Below are 17,335 nucleotides of genomic sequence, written 5' to 3' on the forward strand. Positions count from 1 at the left end.
ATTAAAAAGAGAACATTAAGCTTTTTCTAAAACACACATTAATGGATGGCCATTATCGAGTGCATAACGTGCTACAAGATCCACTTTTGTTTCAGCAATATCCGCAGTATATGTGCCACAAAGCGCTTTGCCTTCATAATGAACGGTTAACATGATGTCGGTAGCTTGTTCTGAATTTTTATGAAAAAATTTACACAAGACATCAATAACAAAATCCATTGGTGTATAATCATCATTAAGTAAAAAAACATGATACTTAGGTGGTTTTTCTACTTCGTCTTTTATTTCTTCTTCAATAAACTCATGATTGTCAATTAACTCTTTCCAATTACTCATATCTTTATATTAGTCTCTGCTGATAACTTTTGCTGTAACTTATTTGTTAAAAAAAATATATTTTTTTTCATTATTCACTTGACTAATCTTTTATTTTATCTACGATTCATTAAGTGGTTATTTTTTAGCCACGTACTTAATTATGTCTATGCTTCATTATATCTCTCTTTTAAAGGAGCTAAAGTCAATTATAAAATTGATATATAGCAAGACATATAATACTAAAGGATATAGAGGAAGTAGAAGTATGGCTCACGGTACAGTTAAATGGTTTAATAACGCAAAAGGCTTCGGTTTTATTCGTCCTGATAGTGGTGGAGATGATATTTTCGCTCACTATTCAACTATTGAAATGGAGGGTTACCGCACACTTAAAGCTGGTCAAGATGTCAATTATGAGCTAAATGACGGTCCTAAAGGGCATCATGCAGCAAGTATAAAGCCCACTGATGAAGAATTAGATTAATAAAAAATTACCTATATCATTTTCTACAATATAATTTATTTATATTGTAGAAAATTTATGCCGTTAATCAATTTTTAATCTAATTCTTCTATTGCTACTCCAATTAAATATAAATTGTCACACTCTTCGTCAATACGAACCACTTTGCCCCGTATATCGAGTGACTGTATTTGGTCAGAAGCGGAGTTAAGCTTAATTTTTACATGCGTCGACATCGCAATTGGATGTTCAACTTCAATAGCTACACCTGTAGCACTTAAATCTCGACAAGTCGCTTTTATCTGACTATTGGATTCATCATCAATAATGGTAACAACTACCTCTGTATTCAACATCATGCGATAGAAATTACGTTTATCATCAAAATTTATCATTTGTACCTCAATATAATCAAACTTAAAAACGATAATATCTAAGTCATTTAGTCACATTCGTTTTGCACGGTTATGGCTAATTTACTTAAAGGATAAGTATTTATACTGAGGTTAAGTCTTGCTGTCAAATAACAGTTATAGAGAATCTAAGAAAAATCCTTTAAATGGTTAATTATTCTCTTTAAAGAAATAGGCTGTGCCGTGCCTAAATTTTGAGAAAAAAGTGAAATTCTAAACTCTTCTATCATCCACTTAGTTAATAAAATTTCTTGTGCTATAGGTTTATCTTTACGCTGTTGTGATAATACACTAGTGTATAAATCTACTGCCTTCTTCACTTCAATTAACTTCAGCCTATCTTGGTTAGGATCAATAGGTAACTTTTCTAATCGGCGTAAAATACCTTTTAAATAACGTGTAATATCATCTAATTTGTCAAACCCTGAAGCACTAACAAACCCTTTAAAAACTAAGGCTTCACTTTGTTGTTTAATATCACTATGAGATTGAATTACATTAAGTGCTACATTACCTTTTAACTTTCTCGCGATATCGTGCCTTAAGCTTAATGTTTGTTCTACTTTAATTGCCGCTGTTAAGACACAATCTGATATTTCAGCACGCACATATTCACGCAGTAATTCAAAACTTTTTTCATCCCGAGGTAAAATAGTCATTTTCTTAGCTAACATATACTCTTTAACTAAAAAGACACATGCCCCCTGAATACAATCTTGCAATAAATCAGTAATAGAGCCAAAAGGATTGAAGTACAAACCTAATTTAGCCTTATTAGGCATTTTTTCTTGTAAATATTTTAATGGTGATGGAATATTCAATAAAATAAGTCGACTAATACCATTTAACATCGCTTGCTCTGCATGCTCTTCTTGCTCAAACAGTTCAATGGCAACACTACTTTTATGATCTACTAATGCAGGAAATGCCTTAATAGTCATATTAGCGACTTTCTTCTCATAACCTTGAGGTAATTTACCAAAATCCCAAACAGTTAATTTAGACTTCTCTATGCCCTTCTCTGCCACTTGTTTAATCGAGGCTTTTACCTTACCTTGTAATTGTGCTTTCAACTCATTAAGGTCTCGTCCCTGTTTTAATAATTGACCTTTCTCATTCACTACTTGAAAATTCATCGTTAAGTGCGCAGGCAACTCAACATCTTGCCAAACATCTTCAGGTAATCTAACCCCAGTCATACGCAACAGTTGTTTTGCTAATGCATCAACTAAACTTTCTTGAGTATTATTGATATTCGCCATTTTTTCTAAGCACGCTTGTGCATAATTAGGCGCAGGAACAAAGTTGCGCCGTAATGCTTTTGGCAACGCCTTAATTAATGCTACAACTAAATCATAACGCAGAGCCGGAATAAGCCAATCAAACCCTTCATATTGGCACTGATTAAGTAAGGCAATAGGAATAATTACACTAATGCCATCATCAATATCTCCAGGACTAAAGTGATAAGCTAACGGTAAAGTAAGATTATTTTGTTGCCAAGTGTCTGGATATTCTTTTGCAGACAGCTCATTTGATGATTTGTTAAGTAAAAAATCTTTAGTGAAATTAAGTAACTTGGCATTTTCTTTTTTAGCTTTCTTCCACCAAGATAAAAAACTACGTTGACAGATAACAGTCTCAGGAATTTTACTTGAATAAAAATCAACAAGTTGCTGTTCGTCAATTAAAAAGTCTTTACGGCGAGCTTTTTGCTCAAGAGCCTCAATACTGGCAATTAATGCTTGGTTCTCATCTAAGAATTTTTCTTTTATAAAGCAGTCACCATTGACAAGCGCTTCACGGATAAATATTTCTCTGCAAGTGATCGGCTCAATTGTATTAAAGTTAATCTTTCTTTTAGTAACAATTGGTAAACCATAAAGACTCACTTGCTCAAAGGCCATTACAGCGCCTTGTTTTTTCTCCCAATGGGGTTCGCTGTAACTTCGTTTTAATAAGTGTTCAGCTAAAGGCTCTATCCAAGTTGGATCAATGCGTGCATTCATGCGCGCAAATAAACGACTAGTTTCAACGAGTTCAGCTGACATTAACCATTTAGGCGGTTTCTTGGATAACGATGACCCAGGAAAAACGAAGAATTTACTTCCTCTTGCGCCTTTAAACTCTCTGTTCTCATCTTGTTGACCTAAATGACTTAATAAGCCCGACAATAGTGCTTGATGTACTGTCACTAGACTACTAGGTAATGTTTTGTCTTGTTTTTTATCTGAGCTAGTTTCATTAATTGAAAACTGATAATCAACGGACGTTAATGATATTTTTTGCTCTTTTAAGGTTAACTTCAGCTGAGTGAAAATATCTTGCCACTCTCGTAACCTTACATAAGATAAATACTCGCGTTGACATAACTTTCTAAAGTGATTTTGTGATAAATCATTTTTTTGCTCATTCACGTACTGCCATAAATTAAGTAAACTAACAAAGTCTGAATTATGATCTTTAAAGCGATTATGTTTTTCATCAGCTGCTTGCTGTTTTTCGTGTGGTCGTTCTCGTGGGTCTTGAATACTTAACGCACTAACAATAATAAGCACTTGTTCAATACAACCCAGTTCAATTGCAGTTAACACCATTTTTGCAAGTCGTGGATCAATAGAGAATTTAGATAATAAACGTCCTGACTTAGTTAACTTAGTTCCTTTGTTTTTTTGTCCCTTTAATTTCTTCTCATCATGAGCGCTATTGTCTATAGCCGCTAATTCTTCTAATAATTTAACACCATCATTAATATTTCGATTATCTGGTGCTTCTACAAAAGGAAAGTCGCCAATTTCTCCTAAATCTAACGCTAACATTTGTAAAATAACGGTAGCTAAATTAGTACGTAATATTTCAGGATCGGTAAACTCAGGTCGACTTAAGTAATCTTCTTCACTATACAAGCGTATACAAATGCCTGATGATACACGACCACAACGACCTGAACGCTGATTAGCACTCGCTTGTGAAATAGGTTCAATAGGTAAACGTTGCACTTTAGTGCGGTAACTATAGCGAGAAATACGTGCAGTTCCCGGATCAATCACATATTTTATACCTGGCACAGTTAAACTCGTTTCAGCAACGTTAGTTGCTAGTACAATATTTCGCCCAGAATGTGGTTTAAAAATAAGATTTTGTTCACTAACCGTTAAACGAGAATAAAGGGGTAATATTTGAGTGTGCCGTAAATTAGCTTTATTTAAGGCTGCTGCTGTATCTCTAATTTCTCGCTCACCATTTAAGAAAATTAATATGTCGCCCAAACTATCAGAAGAAAGTTGTGAAAATTCATCTACGGCATTTAAAATTCCATTAATAACATCATTACCATCATTTGAATTTTCATCTTGTTCATTATCATCCGAGCGACTCTCATTTAATGGTCTATAACGCATTTCTACCGGATAAGTACGACCAGAAACCTCAATAATAGGGGCTGGTTTACCCTGTTTATCGGCAAAATGATTAGCAAAACGTTGTGGATCAATAGTCGCTGAAGTCACTATCACTTTTAAGTCAGGTCGCTTAATTAAAACTTGACGCAAATACCCTAATATAAAATCAATATTTAAGCTCCGCTCATGTGCTTCGTCAATAATAATAGTGTCATACTGACGCAGTAAGCGATCTCTTTGCATTTCAGCTAACAAAATACCATCGGTCATTAATTTTATATAACTGTGTTGGCTCACTTGATCGTTAAAGCGAACTTTATAACCTACTTGCTCACCAAGTTTAGTATTTAGTTCGTCAGCAATACGATTCGCAACTGTTCTGGCGGCTATACGTCTGGGCTGGGTATGACCAATCAAACCATCAATACCTCGCCCTAATTCAAGACAAATTTTAGGTATTTGTGTGGTTTTCCCTGAGCCTGTTTCCCCTGCAATAATAACAACTTGGTTATCACGGATAGCTTGAGATATTTGTGCAGCATTATCGCTAATGGGTAAGCCTTCCGGATAAGTTATTTTAGGAAGGTTATTAATTTTATGTTGTTTTTCTTTAATTGACTTATCAATTGCTTGCACAGTTTTAGTAAACTGTTTAAGTTGCTGATCTACTTTTACTTTATCAGGATGTGATTCAAGTTGAGCAAATATTCTTTTATGGTTAATAAGTTGTTGCTTCAAGCGATAAAAATCTGACTTTTTCACTTGAGTTAACGCATCAAAAGACGATTGTATATTCGGAGATTTACTTAGGGAAATATTTGACGGCAAAATAGACTCAACTAATGTAACAAAACAAAATGTAGAAAAGTCTATTTTATCAGTTATACCTAAACTACTTCAAGCTGGAGTTTCAGGCGTAGTAGTAAACCTCAGTTATATCAAGAAGTGATTAGAAACAATAACAATAAATCGCAACAATTATTGAGCGGCCTGTACTTTACCATTTTTTAAATTTTCACGTAAAATTTTGTCTATAGAGCGTAAAACATCATTACGACAAATCGTTCCTAATAAGTGATTACTTTCATCAACAACAGGATAAACTTTTGGCTTGTTCTGAATCATTAAACGCCCTAATTCAATAACACTGTCATAGGGTTTCATTGATAAAACGTCTTTACGCATTAAATCTGAAACATTAATGATATGCGCGTTGTGATACATAGTTTCAAGCATTTTAGCAAGAACATCACTTTCAGATAAAAAGCCAATTAATTTACCATTATCATCAATAACAGGTCCACCTATTTGCTTTGTTTTTAAAAACCGTAATGATGCCTCTTCAACGCCCATATCAGCAGTAAAGGTAACAGGATAGTGGTTCATATATTCTTCTATTTTTAACGACTCCATCATAACCCCTTATACATTAAACAAAAATAATCATACATTTGCATTAGGATATCTCCCTAACTATTAATGTAGATAACTATTTTTAAAAACACCAATTTTTCATAGATTTATCTAAGTTTAATTGTGTAAAGGTTTATGCTTTAAAATAAGAGTCGCTAAAAAGTTGAAAAAGTATTAATACGAAAATTTATTATCTGCGTATAAAGTTGAGGCTTTCAACCAAATATCACCAACTTTACCATCTCCTATCGCAACACCATCAAGCTTAGTTACTGGCGCAATTTCTTTTGAAGAGCTAGTTATCCAAACTTCATCGGCAGCACGAACTTCATCTAGGGTTATAGTGCGCTCTTGAACAGTTAATGTTCCATCTTTAGTCAATATATCAATGATTAAACGACGAGTAACACCTGGTAAAATTTGGTTATCTTGAATCGGCGTAGCAATAATTCCATCTTTTACGATAAAAATATTTGATGCACTTGCTTCTGTTAATTCATTTTTGCTATTAAACAATAAAGTTTCTTGGCTACCAGCATCAAAACCATCTTGAAAATGTAAAACATTGCCTAGTAATGAAGTTGATTTTATATGACAACGTTTCCAACGAAGATCTTCAGTGCTTGTTAAAGCATACCCGTTACCTACAGTATCTAAAGACGGTATCTTAGGTACAGGGATTTCAAAAGCCATTGCAAATACAGTTGGAGATACGTTCGTAGGGAAAGCGTGAAAACGTTTAGTATCAGTACCACGGCTTACATGCAAATATAGCCCTAGAGGGCCACCACCATTACTACTTGATAACTTGTCACATAAGGCTAACCACTGACTATCATCCCAATTTAACTCAATGCCAATAGCCTTTAAGCCATCATTCATTCTATCTATATGGGCTTGAAAACCAACCATTTTGCCAAAGTATGATGGGATTACTTCATATATTCCATCACCAAATAAAAATCCACGATCTAAAGGGGAAATTTTGGCTTCTTCAATTGGCATATAATCGCCATTTAAAAATACTGTGCTCATTTTACTTTTCCTGATAATTTAAATTTACTATTTAATTTTTCTTAACTGGCAGTTGGATAACCAATTAAGGATCTCATTCTTGCGATTAAAGCAATCCCCTCTGAAGCAGGAAGACTGTCTTCGGTTATTTCATTTCTGCGTGTAACACCATCAACACTGCCTAACTTTGAAATATATTTCAAAATTTGCTCTGGGCAGGTTTCATTCAATAAATCTTTTTTAGACCAAAGGCTTAAAAAGACTAAAATACCATAAACGCCCCAATTTGATACATCACTTAATATCAATTCATCACACGTTGTCGCAGCAGGAACAATATCAAGTTTTGCTAATAGATCTTTCACGTTCCCCATGCCTATTTCATTACCACCATCACCAATAGCAATCGTAGGACAATTTGCTTCTGTCATAAAAAAATCAAAAGACGCTGATTTAGCGCTTATATCTTCACCACGCATATTATGGTAATTTCCATTTTCCGCAGCGCCAGGACATTCAATAGCGATGATAGCTTGAGGTTTATACTGTAAAAGTGCCGCTTTCGCTTCAGCTAAACCGGATTTTTTATCACCAACACTAATAACACATACGTTATAATCATCTTTGAGTGCATTAGCTAATGGGTTACCACACACTAAGATAGGAGTAGCACCTAAAAGAGCCAACGCTTTATATAAAATTAAAGCCCCTACAGGACCATCTGTTTCAAACGTATCTAAAACAGGAAATCCAGTACCTATAAGTACTGTCCCTGTGATATTGCTCAAAGATTTAGCCGCACGTAAACAATAACCGGAAGTAACTTGTTGTTGTAAATCCTTCATACCACGTAAATTACGCTCAACAAGCATACATTCAATTTGTTCACTAAGTGATGCTTCATTTTCTATATTCATGTTTCTTATACCAAGCTTGCTCTAATTTTAATCACAAACATTGAGTTTTTTACGATTAAAATAACTTAAATTCAAATGAAAACAGTTATGTGCCTGTTCCATACTAATAGGCTCAAAGCGAACTTTATCACCTTGTTTGAGTTGCCCTAATTTTGCAATGTCAATGGATATAACAGCGCCAATTTTAGGATAGCCACCAATCGTTTGTCGGTCATTCAACAACACAATTGGCTGACCATCTGCGGGGATTTGAATAGCCCCCTGACAAATACCTTCAGATAAAATGCCTTCAATATCCCCCGTAATTTTTTTACCGGTTAACCGATAACCCATTCGATCAAAACTTTTACTCACGGTATAGTCACTTGAGTAAAATAACCGTTGTTGAAACGATGAAAAGTTTTTTTGTTGATAGCTTGGTACTGTGCGTAACACCACATCATTGCAATACCTTGGTCTGAATTGCTCAGGTAACACTAAATTAGTTTTTCTTCGTTGACTGGCACAAGGTAAGATATTGTCTTTTTTAAGCTTGTCACCAACTAAACCACCAACACCTTCTCGACACACGGTTGCCGTACTACCAAAACTTTCTTTGATAGTAAAACCACCAGCAACAGCCAAATAACTTCGTATACCTTCGCTAGCAAATCCTAACTCAATAAGGTCACCCGCTTTAATCGCGTAACTGCGCCATAAATCTTTGTTAGTATGATTAATTGACAGCGACATATTTGCACCAGTCACGGCAATAGTTGTATCAACTTGTGCAATAAGTGCTAAACCGCCAATACTAATTTCAATAGCCGTAGCATTTAATTCATTAGCACATAAGCGATTAGCCCATTGAAATGCCTGTAAATCTATTGGACCACCATTGGTTAATCCAATATTAAAAGAGCCAAAACGCCCAGCATCTTGAATAAGGCTTAGCATGCCTGGCTCTTTCACTAAAAAACCTGTAGAAAAACTCATGATAGTTTGCCAAATCCTTCCGGTAATTCACCACCTAATGATAAAAACTCATTCTTATCAATTGACTTAAACCTTACTTTATCACCAACTTTAATTGGCATGATTGGAGTTGCCGTGACATCAAACATATCGACTGGGCATAAACCGACTATATTCCAACCTCCTGGGGAGGTATTTGGATAAACAGCAGTTTGTTTGTCAGCAATAGCAACAGCTCCTTTGGGCACTTTATTTCTTGGGGTACTTAAACGTGGTGAAGCAATTCTTTCATCAACTTCACCTAAATAAGCAAACCCAGGCGCAAAGCCGATAGCATACACGTGATAATCTTTAGCTTGATGAATTTCGATTACTTGCTCAACACTTAATTTGTTTCGCTGGGCAATAACGGTTAAATCCGGACCAGATTCTTCAGAGTAATATACTGGTAATTCAATAATAGAAGATTGCTCTACATCACTATCAGTTGCTGAATTATCATCTAAACGTCGTAATAAAGCTCTCAGTTTATTTCGCACCTGGTGATGATCGGTATGAAGTATATTAAATACCACCAACATCGATGCATAAGATGGAATTAAATCTACAATATCATCAGACAAGTCAACCTTCATTGCTTGACGAATCAATTGTTCAACTTGTTTTATTTTTGCCGACGTGTCATCGCTAACTTCATCAGAAAAATAAATAATTAACGCATTTTCACCTGCAATACTAATCGTTGGCATACTAAGCCCTTGTTCTTTTAACATTAACCAATGAGCTCCCGAATAGATTCAATCGCTTGTACGCCTTCAATATTGTCGCCATGAACACACAAGCTGTCGGCATTTAGAGTTAAAATGTTACCACTTACCGAGGTAACGCAACCTTGCTCTTTCAGTTGTTTCACTTGAGCAAGCATTTTTTCTTTATTATGAACAGCGCCAGGCTTAGTGCGAGCTAACAGTTTACCGTCATCGTCATAACAACGATCCGCAAAAGCTTCGCTCAATATATCAATATTATATTGTTTAGCCTCGGCTCTGTGTTCTTCAATTTTAGGTGTCGCTTGTAACATTAATTTTAGAGGACGATGATAACGACTTAATGCACATAAAATAGCATCTCTGACTTCTTTTTTTACCATCATGTCATTATATAAAGCACCGTGTGGCTTTACATATTCCAATTCAATTCCTATTGACTTAGCAACACCATCAATAGCTGCCACTTGATACATGACCAACGCTATCAATTCCTCAGTTGAGCAATTAATTGAACGTCGTCCAAAACCGACCAAGTCAGAGTATCCAGGATGTGCACCAACACTAACGTTATTTTCTTTTGCTAATGCTAATGTCTTTTGCATCACTAAAGGGTCACCCGCGTGAAAACCACAAGCAATATTAGCTTGATCGATATGCGGCATAACTTTCTCATCAAGCCCCATTGTCCAGCTGCCAAAACTTTCGCCTAAATCACAATTCAATTTCATTATTCTTCCTCATCTCGCTAGTATTTTTAGCAAAATTTATAACACTGCTAATGTTGAATTGGCAATATCGGTTACTAACATTTTACCCGGACTATGAGTTATGCAAAACGGAGGCTTTGTTTGCTCTAATACCAGCTGTGGTGTTACACCACAAGCCCAAAATACCGGCACTTCGTTTTCTTTAATAGTGACACTATCGCCATAATCAGGTTTATTAATATCATCAATACCAATCAGCTCAGGTTGACCAAAATGTATAGGTGCTCCATGAACCGATGGAAAACGGCTACATATTTGAATCGCTCTAATTGCATCCTTAGCTAACATTGGTCGCATACTTACTACTGTTTCACCGCTAAATCTTCCTGCAGTTTTGCAAGGTATATTAGTACGATACATAGGGACATTTTTATTTTCACTGATATTACGAATTTCAAGCCCATCAGCAATAAGTGCATCTTCAAAAGAAAAAGAGCATCCTAAAACAAAAGTGACTAAATCATCACGCCAAAGCTCTTTAATGTCTGTGAATTCTTGTTGAAATGTGCCATCAACAAATAAACGATAACCAGGGACATCAGAGCGGATATCAATATCTTTACCTAGTTCAGGTAAAAGAAAATCTCCTGCATTTTCTGACATACCAATTAATGGACAAGGCTTAGGATTAAATTGACAAAACTGTAAAAAGTCATTCGCCCAATCTTTTGGCAAAATAACAATATTTCCTTGTACACAACCTTGAGCAAAACCTGAGGTGTTTTCATTGAATTTATCATGACGAATTAATTGACGTAATTCATAAGCACTAAGCTGTGCCGAAGCAGGATCATTAATATTTATAGACATGGCTAACCACTTTATTGACGAAAAATAAGAAGAATATTTTATGGGGTAATATTATTACTAATAAATGAAAGAAATACTACGATAATCATGTCGACTTCAGATATATTTTTAAACATGATGAATTGCTAAAATAGCATCATTTACAGTGAATAGACATATTTGTGACATTTTACATATTCAACGCTATACTGACCTTCTAATAATAGAATATTCCTTAAGATATTTAATATGTTAAAACTATTTATTCCACTGATTAGCTTAAGTTGTTTTTTCGCTATGTCATATTCTTATGCACAGTCATTTGAAACCCTATTAGATAGGTGTTTAATTAAAACAATTAAAAAAACAGATAAAAATAAAACATTACAACAGATAGAAGATTTTTGTGAAAAAAAAATAGTAAAAGAGCAACTTGGTAGTGAAGAACTTGGTGCTATTTCTGAACGTATGATTAAAGAAAAAAAATCAGCGTTTGACCCCTATGTCATCACGCCACATAAAATGAATTATATTTTACCTGTAACGATAACAGATGGTATTAATAAAGCCGCCTATGCTGGATATTCAAATTGGGAAGAACAACTGCGGGATATTGAAACCAAGTTTCAACTAAGTATTAAAGTACCGTTAACCACCGGTAGTTTTTTAAATAGTGGAGATCAGCTTTTTTTTGGCTTTACTTTAGAGTCTTGGTGGCAATTATATACGCATAAAATTTCACGACCTTTTAGAGAAACTAACTACCAGCCAGAAATATTTTATTTTACACCTACCAGCTGGCACCCATTTAAAACCAACACAGCCATGATGATCGGTTTTGAACATCAGTCAAATGGTCGTTCTATGCTACTGTCAAGAAGTTGGAATAGAGTTTATGCTAACTTCCTTTTTGAAAAAAACAATCTCGCGGTATCATTTCGCACCTGGTATCGAATTCCCGAAGGTAGTCAAGCAACTACGGTTGATATAATTGGTGATGATAATCCTGATATTAATGAATATATGGGATATTTTGAATTAAGCACTGTGTATAAATGGAACAATAAATATGAAGCATCGATGAAATTACGAGAAAGTTTCGCTCATCACCATGGAGCCATAGAACTTGGTATCACTTTTCCTTTATGGGGAAAATTAAAAGGTTATGCTCAATACTTCAATGGTTATGGAGAAAGCTTAATTGATTATAATCATAGACAACAACGCTTAGGTATTGGCTTTGCTTTAACAGACATCTTATAGAATTTACCGTTTAAATATACATCACCTTTTTTGTCAACAATATAAAAACAAGTCAAAGAGATGTTGGATAATAAAAAATTTAGCTAATATTTATTATCCAAATCGCCTCAAGCACACAGTATTACAAGCGATAAAGCGTTAATAGTTTTCGCGCTGAATTTAAAGCAATGCTCGTGGTATACGAATAGCACATTTAAAAGAAAAAGGATCACAACTATTCCTAACAGCCGATTATGGGCTAAATGTTGTCAACTTACATTCAACGCTACCACAGCTAAGGTGTAATTAATGTCATCCTTCATTGAACTATATTGCAAACCGTTAATGACTACTTATAGCACTTCACACATTGCAGACATAAGGAATTAGCTTCAATCCTTGCTTTAGAGTAGATATTGTATCTATGTCCTAGCTACTATGAGTGACTGTCTCTTATAAATTTTTTTAAACTGCATCACCTTTGGCAACATAAAAAGACTGTAGTATTACTCGTATGTTATTAATTATTATTTTTATAGGTTTGAGTGAAAGAATTAAATAGTTTTACCTGTCTTATACCGCAAGTATGAGCGCTATTTATATAAAAAGTCTCATCTGTTTGATGTATTCAAATCTGTTGCATCTATTAAAAGCGTAAAATATAAATTATAAGAGGTAAATAATGGAATTCACGAATAAACGCACCATCCTAATTACAGCATCTTTATTGTTGGTATTGGCGATATCACAAACTATTTATTCCGCCCTTTACAGTGCAGAAATTAGTTTTTCAAGGCAGTTTTCATGGGGACTAGAAGCTCTAGTATTTACTTTACTTGCCGCCTTTGCGGGTTCTGCCATGGTTCAAGTAAAAAACTCTCAGCTAGGATGGTCAGCTATCGCGTTTAGCGCGGTACTTAACATAGTTCAGGTGAGTATTGGCCTAACTTTGTTTTCAACGTTTGGAAAAGTAGCGGGTACTGTAGAAGGCGCACAACCTTTAATTGGTGGCGTAGTTTCTTTGTCATTCATGATTTACTACGCAGCTAAATTATTATTGGGATTAGCAGCACTTGTTTTTGGCCTGTCTTGTATGGCTAAAGGTGGCAAGGCGATAGGTACGCTTACGGCTTTGGCGGGTGTGGTTGCTATGTTTGCCAATGGTATTTTAATTACCTTTGGCCGTGATGGATTTCTTCCATCAGCTGTTGCTGGCGCTTCAGGCATGATCGCAACGTTACTTTTAGCAATATGCTTAATAGGCCTTTACCGTAAACAAGACTAAAGCTTAACACCTCACAAGTGATGTAGCATTTTTGAATAAAGTATAAACATCGGCGCATAGTAAACCGTTAATTCGTCGATGTTTTACGTTTAGAGCATTGACCTATTACAATAAGTGGCTTTTTCAAAGTCGCTCAAAATTACAATTAATACAATAACAACAAAGGACATTCTATCAAATTTGAGCGACTGTACTCGTTAAATTTTCTTGTTGACTACGAGATTGAGTCATAAGAAAACCTCCTTGTTTGGCTATCATTTAACCATAGTAAAGAGACGCTATTTATTCAACAAAGTATGGGTGTCCTATTTTACTTCCATAAAAGATGGGTGTCCTATTTTATTGTCCTTTCCGAGTGCAGCAACTTGTTATAAAGCATAGTGCACAACTATATAGCCAAAGCTCCATCTTGAGGGTAAGGAGCAACAAACAGGTTTATTTTTTATTAAATTTATTTACATTGAAAACCACTTATTCTTGCTAATGCACTTAACACAGCAAAAATAGAAGCTGTTGTGCTATTGGCATGAATGCCTACGCCAAAATACGAGCCGGATAAACCACTTGTAGTTAGCTCGATTAACGCAATCGCTTCGGCATCATTACCTTGCCCTAGATTTCGCTCTTCATACGACAACACCGTTGCCTGCTGTACTAGCGCATCCAGTGTTGCAGCGATGGGGCCATTACCTTGTCCTTTTACTTGCCTATGTTTGCCTTGAACCGATGTTAAGTCTAATACAATTTCTTGTCCTGATGAAGTTTCAAATAAGGAGTGTCGTTGATAACTGTATGCACCAGAGGCTTGCTCGGGCTGTAAATAGGTGCGGCTAAACAGTTCCCACAGTTGCTGGCTGGATAGTTCAGCCTCTGCACTGTCCGCTTGCTTTTGTACGATTGAACTGAACTCCACCTGCATACGGCGTGGCATCTGTATGCCATAATCTTGCTCCAGCAAAAATGCGATACCTCCTTTACCTGATTGGCTGTTAACGCGTACGACTCCCTCGTAAGTGCGCCCTAAGTCTTTAGGGTCAATCGGCAAGTAAGGAACGCGCCACGGTGCACCGGCTTGTTGTCGCTTAAAGCCTTTGGCTATGGCATCTTGATGCGAACCAGAAAATGCCGTGAATACCAAATCACCGGCATAAGGATGACGAGGATGCAAAGCAATTGCCGTGCATTCTTCAACCGTTAATGCTAAGCCTAAGATATCGGAAAAATCCAAACCAGGAGAAATGCCTTGAGTGTACATATTCAAAGCAATGGTAGCCAAATCCACGTTGCCGCTGCGTTCGCCATTGCCAAACAAACAGCCTTCCACTCGATCAGCCCCTGCTAATAAGGCTTGCTCTGCACAAGCGATTCCTGTACCACGGTCGTTGTGCGGATGCACAGATAGAATCACTTGCTGGCGGCGCTGCAAATGACGGTGCATCCACTCGATTTGATCAGCAAACACATTCGCCGTGCTGACTTCTACTGTGGTTGGTAAGTTGATGATCATGGTTTGAGTATCGTCTTCTAGCCACTCATCCATCGCCGCATGGCACATCCGTAAAGACACCTCTAACTCAGCCATGCAAAACGTTTCTGGTGAGTACTGCAACACCCATTCTGTCTCTGGAAAGTTCGCAACGCGCCTTTTCAAATAGCGAACATTATCACGAACTAACTGCTCGACCTGTTCTACCGATAATCCAAAAACAATCTCACGCCAAGCTGGTGCTACTGCATTATATAAATGCACGATGACACGTCGTGCACCGCTCATACTTTCCAAAGTACGATCAATAAGATCATGACGTAACTGCGTCATGACCATAGGGGCGACATCTTCTGGAATCAGATTTTGCTCAATTAACTGGCGACAAAAATTAAAATCGATTTGCGAACCCGCTGGAAACCCCACCTCTATTTCTTTAAAACCAACCTGCACCAAAGTCTTAAACAATTTATGTTTTCTATTCAGGTTCATTGGCTCAAATAATGCCTGGTTGCCATCTCTTAAATCGGTAGACAACCAGATCGGCGCATTACTAAGCGTCTGATCAGGCCACTGACGATCGACTAACTGAACTGGTGAGTGTGAAATATACTTACAACTTGGGTCAAGCAACATGGGTAAACTCCCTAAAAATAAAAAATCAATCTGCATTTTAGGTTTTCATTGGCAGTCTTGATATCTATAATGGAGCAATTTATATAGGAAAAAAGACACAGATGGGTAAGTCCGTAGCCGACATACACAAGCTCAACCAATTTGAAACATCTAAGCTGCCGCTGCATGGCATAGCCGTAGATTATCCAAAAGGGCACTTTATTGCCTCGCACAAGCACAGCAACAGCGGGCAGTTGATGTATGCCATTTCAGGCACGCTGTTGATTGAAACTCAGGCTGGGCGTTGGTTGGTACCGCCTAATCGAGCGGTATGGCTGGCAGTTGGTGAAGAGCATTCTGTGATCATGCGCAGCCGTACTCAAGTGCGTAGCGTATTAATCAAAGCGCACGCTTCTAATTCAACGCTACCTAATGGAACTGTTGTTATTAACGTCACGCCATTACTCAAAGAATTAATACAAGCTGCCACCTTGCTGCCCATTGACTATGGAGCAGATAGACACGCAAATTTATTAGTAAATTTATTATTGGAAGAGTTAAAACGGCATCACGCTCTAAATCTATTATTGCCTTGGCCCAAAGAAGCTCGTTATCACAACGTCTGCGAATACCTTACACACCATTTAACCGATGCACGCCCAATCGCTGAATGGGCAAGTGAACTGCATATTTCAGCCAAAACCTTTGAACGACAGTTTGTACAATTAACAGGTATTTCTTTTGGTAAATGGCGACAACAAGCCCGTTTGCTCTATTCTCTGGAAGCGCTTAACGAAGGACTCCCCATAACTGAAATTGCCCTAAGTTATGGCTACAGCAGTCACAGTGCTTACAGCGCAGCTTTTAAGGCGTTTTTTGGACAAAGGCCATCTGACTTTATGAAAGACCACGGATAAAGACATTGCCTCGATATATGAGATCTCATACTTTATAACGCTTAGCTCACCGAGCGAGCGGTAGCGAGTCCAGTGCAGCTACTTGTTAGCAGTTTTTTTGTTGAACTTGATGACGGCATTTGAATGCGCCTCTGCTATTAAAGGAAGTATACCTTCAAAAGTGGATGTGCTTGGATTTAACACCTGAACCCAAGACATCCACCCGTAGATTGGGTGTGGCATGAGTTCATTTAGTGCTGTGAAATCATGACCAGTATCAATGATGCCACCCTTTTGCGGCCTTTTAGGTTTACTACCAAAGAGCTTTTCATAAGATTCTTTTGCGATACCGATACTTAACCTAAATATACCAGCACGATCTAGTTCAGATGCCTTGTCATTATCGCCGTTCTTTTCTTTTAGAGTGCAGAAATATACGCCATTAGGTAGCTTCATGCCGGGGTTATAAAACAATGAGGTTTCTCCCCAGCTTGATTTGGGAACAACACTTTCAAAATCATTTTTGATTTTTTCAACAATATCTTCTACTTGCACTGAATTTCCTTAAGACTGCTAACGAGCTTGTAGAATA

Annotated in this window: 16 protein-coding genes; 4 read left to right on the forward strand and 12 right to left on the reverse strand. The window is 36.7% G+C overall.

The window, feature by feature from the left end; all coding sequences use genetic code 11:
* Positions 1-15: 15 nt before the first annotated feature.
* Complete coding sequence (clpS, locus tag KO509_RS08615) at positions 16-336, reverse strand: ATP-dependent Clp protease adapter ClpS (protein WP_215972874.1); 321 nt, start codon at positions 334-336, stop codon at positions 16-18.
* 247 nt (positions 337-583) lie between these two features.
* Here clpS and cspD point away from each other — a divergent pair, with 247 nt between their 5' ends.
* Entirely contained in the window at positions 584-802 is a 219-nt protein-coding gene (gene cspD, locus KO509_RS08620; protein ID WP_215972875.1) for a cold shock domain-containing protein CspD, read from the forward strand.
* Between the two features lie 74 nt (positions 803-876).
* Here the strand turns inward: cspD and KO509_RS08625 are convergent, their stop codons facing one another.
* From KO509_RS08625 to KO509_RS08665, 9 genes are all read right to left on the reverse strand, one after another.
* Complete coding sequence (locus KO509_RS08625) at positions 877-1,176, reverse strand: PilZ domain-containing protein (protein WP_215972876.1); 300 nt, start codon at positions 1,174-1,176, stop codon at positions 877-879.
* Between the two features lie 146 nt (positions 1,177-1,322).
* Positions 1,323-5,357 (reverse strand): ATP-dependent RNA helicase HrpA, encoded by a 4,035-nt coding sequence (hrpA, locus tag KO509_RS08630; protein WP_215972891.1) that lies wholly within the window; start codon positions 5,355-5,357, stop codon positions 1,323-1,325.
* A gap of 216 nt (positions 5,358-5,573) precedes the next feature.
* The gene (locus tag KO509_RS08635; RefSeq protein ID WP_215972877.1) at positions 5,574-6,008 is read right to left on the reverse strand and encodes a CBS domain-containing protein; all 435 of its coding nucleotides are present in this window, start codon (positions 6,006-6,008) and stop codon (positions 5,574-5,576) included.
* Between the two features lie 174 nt (positions 6,009-6,182).
* On the reverse strand, positions 6,183-7,043 hold the full coding sequence (locus tag KO509_RS08640) for an aminotransferase class IV (RefSeq protein WP_215972878.1): 861 nt from the start codon (positions 7,041-7,043) through the stop codon (positions 6,183-6,185).
* 41 nt (positions 7,044-7,084) lie between these two features.
* A complete protein-coding gene (locus tag KO509_RS08645; RefSeq protein ID WP_215972879.1) occupies positions 7,085-7,939 on the reverse strand; it encodes a glutamate cyclase domain-containing protein in 855 nt (284 codons plus the stop codon).
* Positions 7,940-7,966: 27 nt separating this feature from the next.
* Positions 7,967-8,914: a biotin-dependent carboxyltransferase family protein gene (locus KO509_RS08650; RefSeq protein WP_215972880.1), complete on the reverse strand. Its 948-nt coding sequence runs from the start codon at positions 8,912-8,914 to the stop codon at positions 7,967-7,969.
* On the reverse strand, positions 8,911-9,666 hold the full coding sequence (gene pxpB, locus KO509_RS08655) for a 5-oxoprolinase subunit PxpB (protein WP_252727462.1): 756 nt from the start codon (positions 9,664-9,666) through the stop codon (positions 8,911-8,913). The genes KO509_RS08650 and pxpB overlap by 4 nt, the downstream gene beginning before the upstream one ends.
* A complete protein-coding gene (locus tag KO509_RS08660; protein ID WP_215972881.1) occupies positions 9,666-10,391 on the reverse strand; it encodes a 5-oxoprolinase subunit PxpA in 726 nt (241 codons plus the stop codon). Before KO509_RS08660 ends, pxpB begins: the two co-directional genes overlap by 1 nt.
* Positions 10,392-10,427: 36 nt before the next feature.
* Positions 10,428-11,240 carry a putative hydro-lyase gene (locus KO509_RS08665; protein ID WP_215972882.1) on the reverse strand — a complete coding sequence of 271 codons (813 nt, stop codon included), beginning with the start codon at positions 11,238-11,240 and terminating at the stop codon, positions 10,428-10,430.
* Between the two features lie 228 nt (positions 11,241-11,468).
* Here KO509_RS08665 and KO509_RS08670 point away from each other — a divergent pair, with 228 nt between their 5' ends.
* Both KO509_RS08670 and KO509_RS08675 read left to right on the forward strand, forming a co-directional pair.
* Positions 11,469-12,482 carry a phospholipase A gene (locus tag KO509_RS08670; RefSeq protein ID WP_215972883.1) on the forward strand — a complete coding sequence of 338 codons (1,014 nt, stop codon included), beginning with the start codon at positions 11,469-11,471 and terminating at the stop codon, positions 12,480-12,482.
* Positions 12,483-13,143: 661 nt separating this feature from the next.
* The gene (locus tag KO509_RS08675; protein WP_215972884.1) at positions 13,144-13,746 is read left to right on the forward strand and encodes a thiamine biosynthesis protein ThiC; all 603 of its coding nucleotides are present in this window, start codon (positions 13,144-13,146) and stop codon (positions 13,744-13,746) included.
* 451 nt (positions 13,747-14,197) lie between these two features.
* Here KO509_RS08675 and KO509_RS08680 read toward each other — a convergent pair whose 3' ends face one another.
* On the reverse strand, positions 14,198-15,868 hold the full coding sequence (locus KO509_RS08680) for a 2-isopropylmalate synthase (protein WP_215972885.1): 1,671 nt from the start codon (positions 15,866-15,868) through the stop codon (positions 14,198-14,200).
* 101 nt (positions 15,869-15,969) lie between these two features.
* Between KO509_RS08680 and KO509_RS08685 the strand changes: the two genes are divergently transcribed.
* Positions 15,970-16,764 carry a helix-turn-helix transcriptional regulator gene (locus tag KO509_RS08685; RefSeq protein ID WP_215972886.1) on the forward strand — a complete coding sequence of 265 codons (795 nt, stop codon included), beginning with the start codon at positions 15,970-15,972 and terminating at the stop codon, positions 16,762-16,764.
* Positions 16,765-16,842: 78 nt separating this feature from the next.
* On the opposite strand, the gene KO509_RS08690 is transcribed toward KO509_RS08685, so the two are convergent.
* On the reverse strand, positions 16,843-17,298 hold the full coding sequence (locus KO509_RS08690) for a DUF6194 family protein (protein WP_215972887.1): 456 nt from the start codon (positions 17,296-17,298) through the stop codon (positions 16,843-16,845).
* Positions 17,299-17,335 lie beyond the last annotated feature (37 nt).

The sequence above is a fragment of the Colwellia sp. C2M11 genome, from assembly GCF_018860915.1.
In the GTDB taxonomy this organism is placed as follows: Bacteria; Pseudomonadota; Gammaproteobacteria; order Enterobacterales; family Alteromonadaceae; genus Colwellia.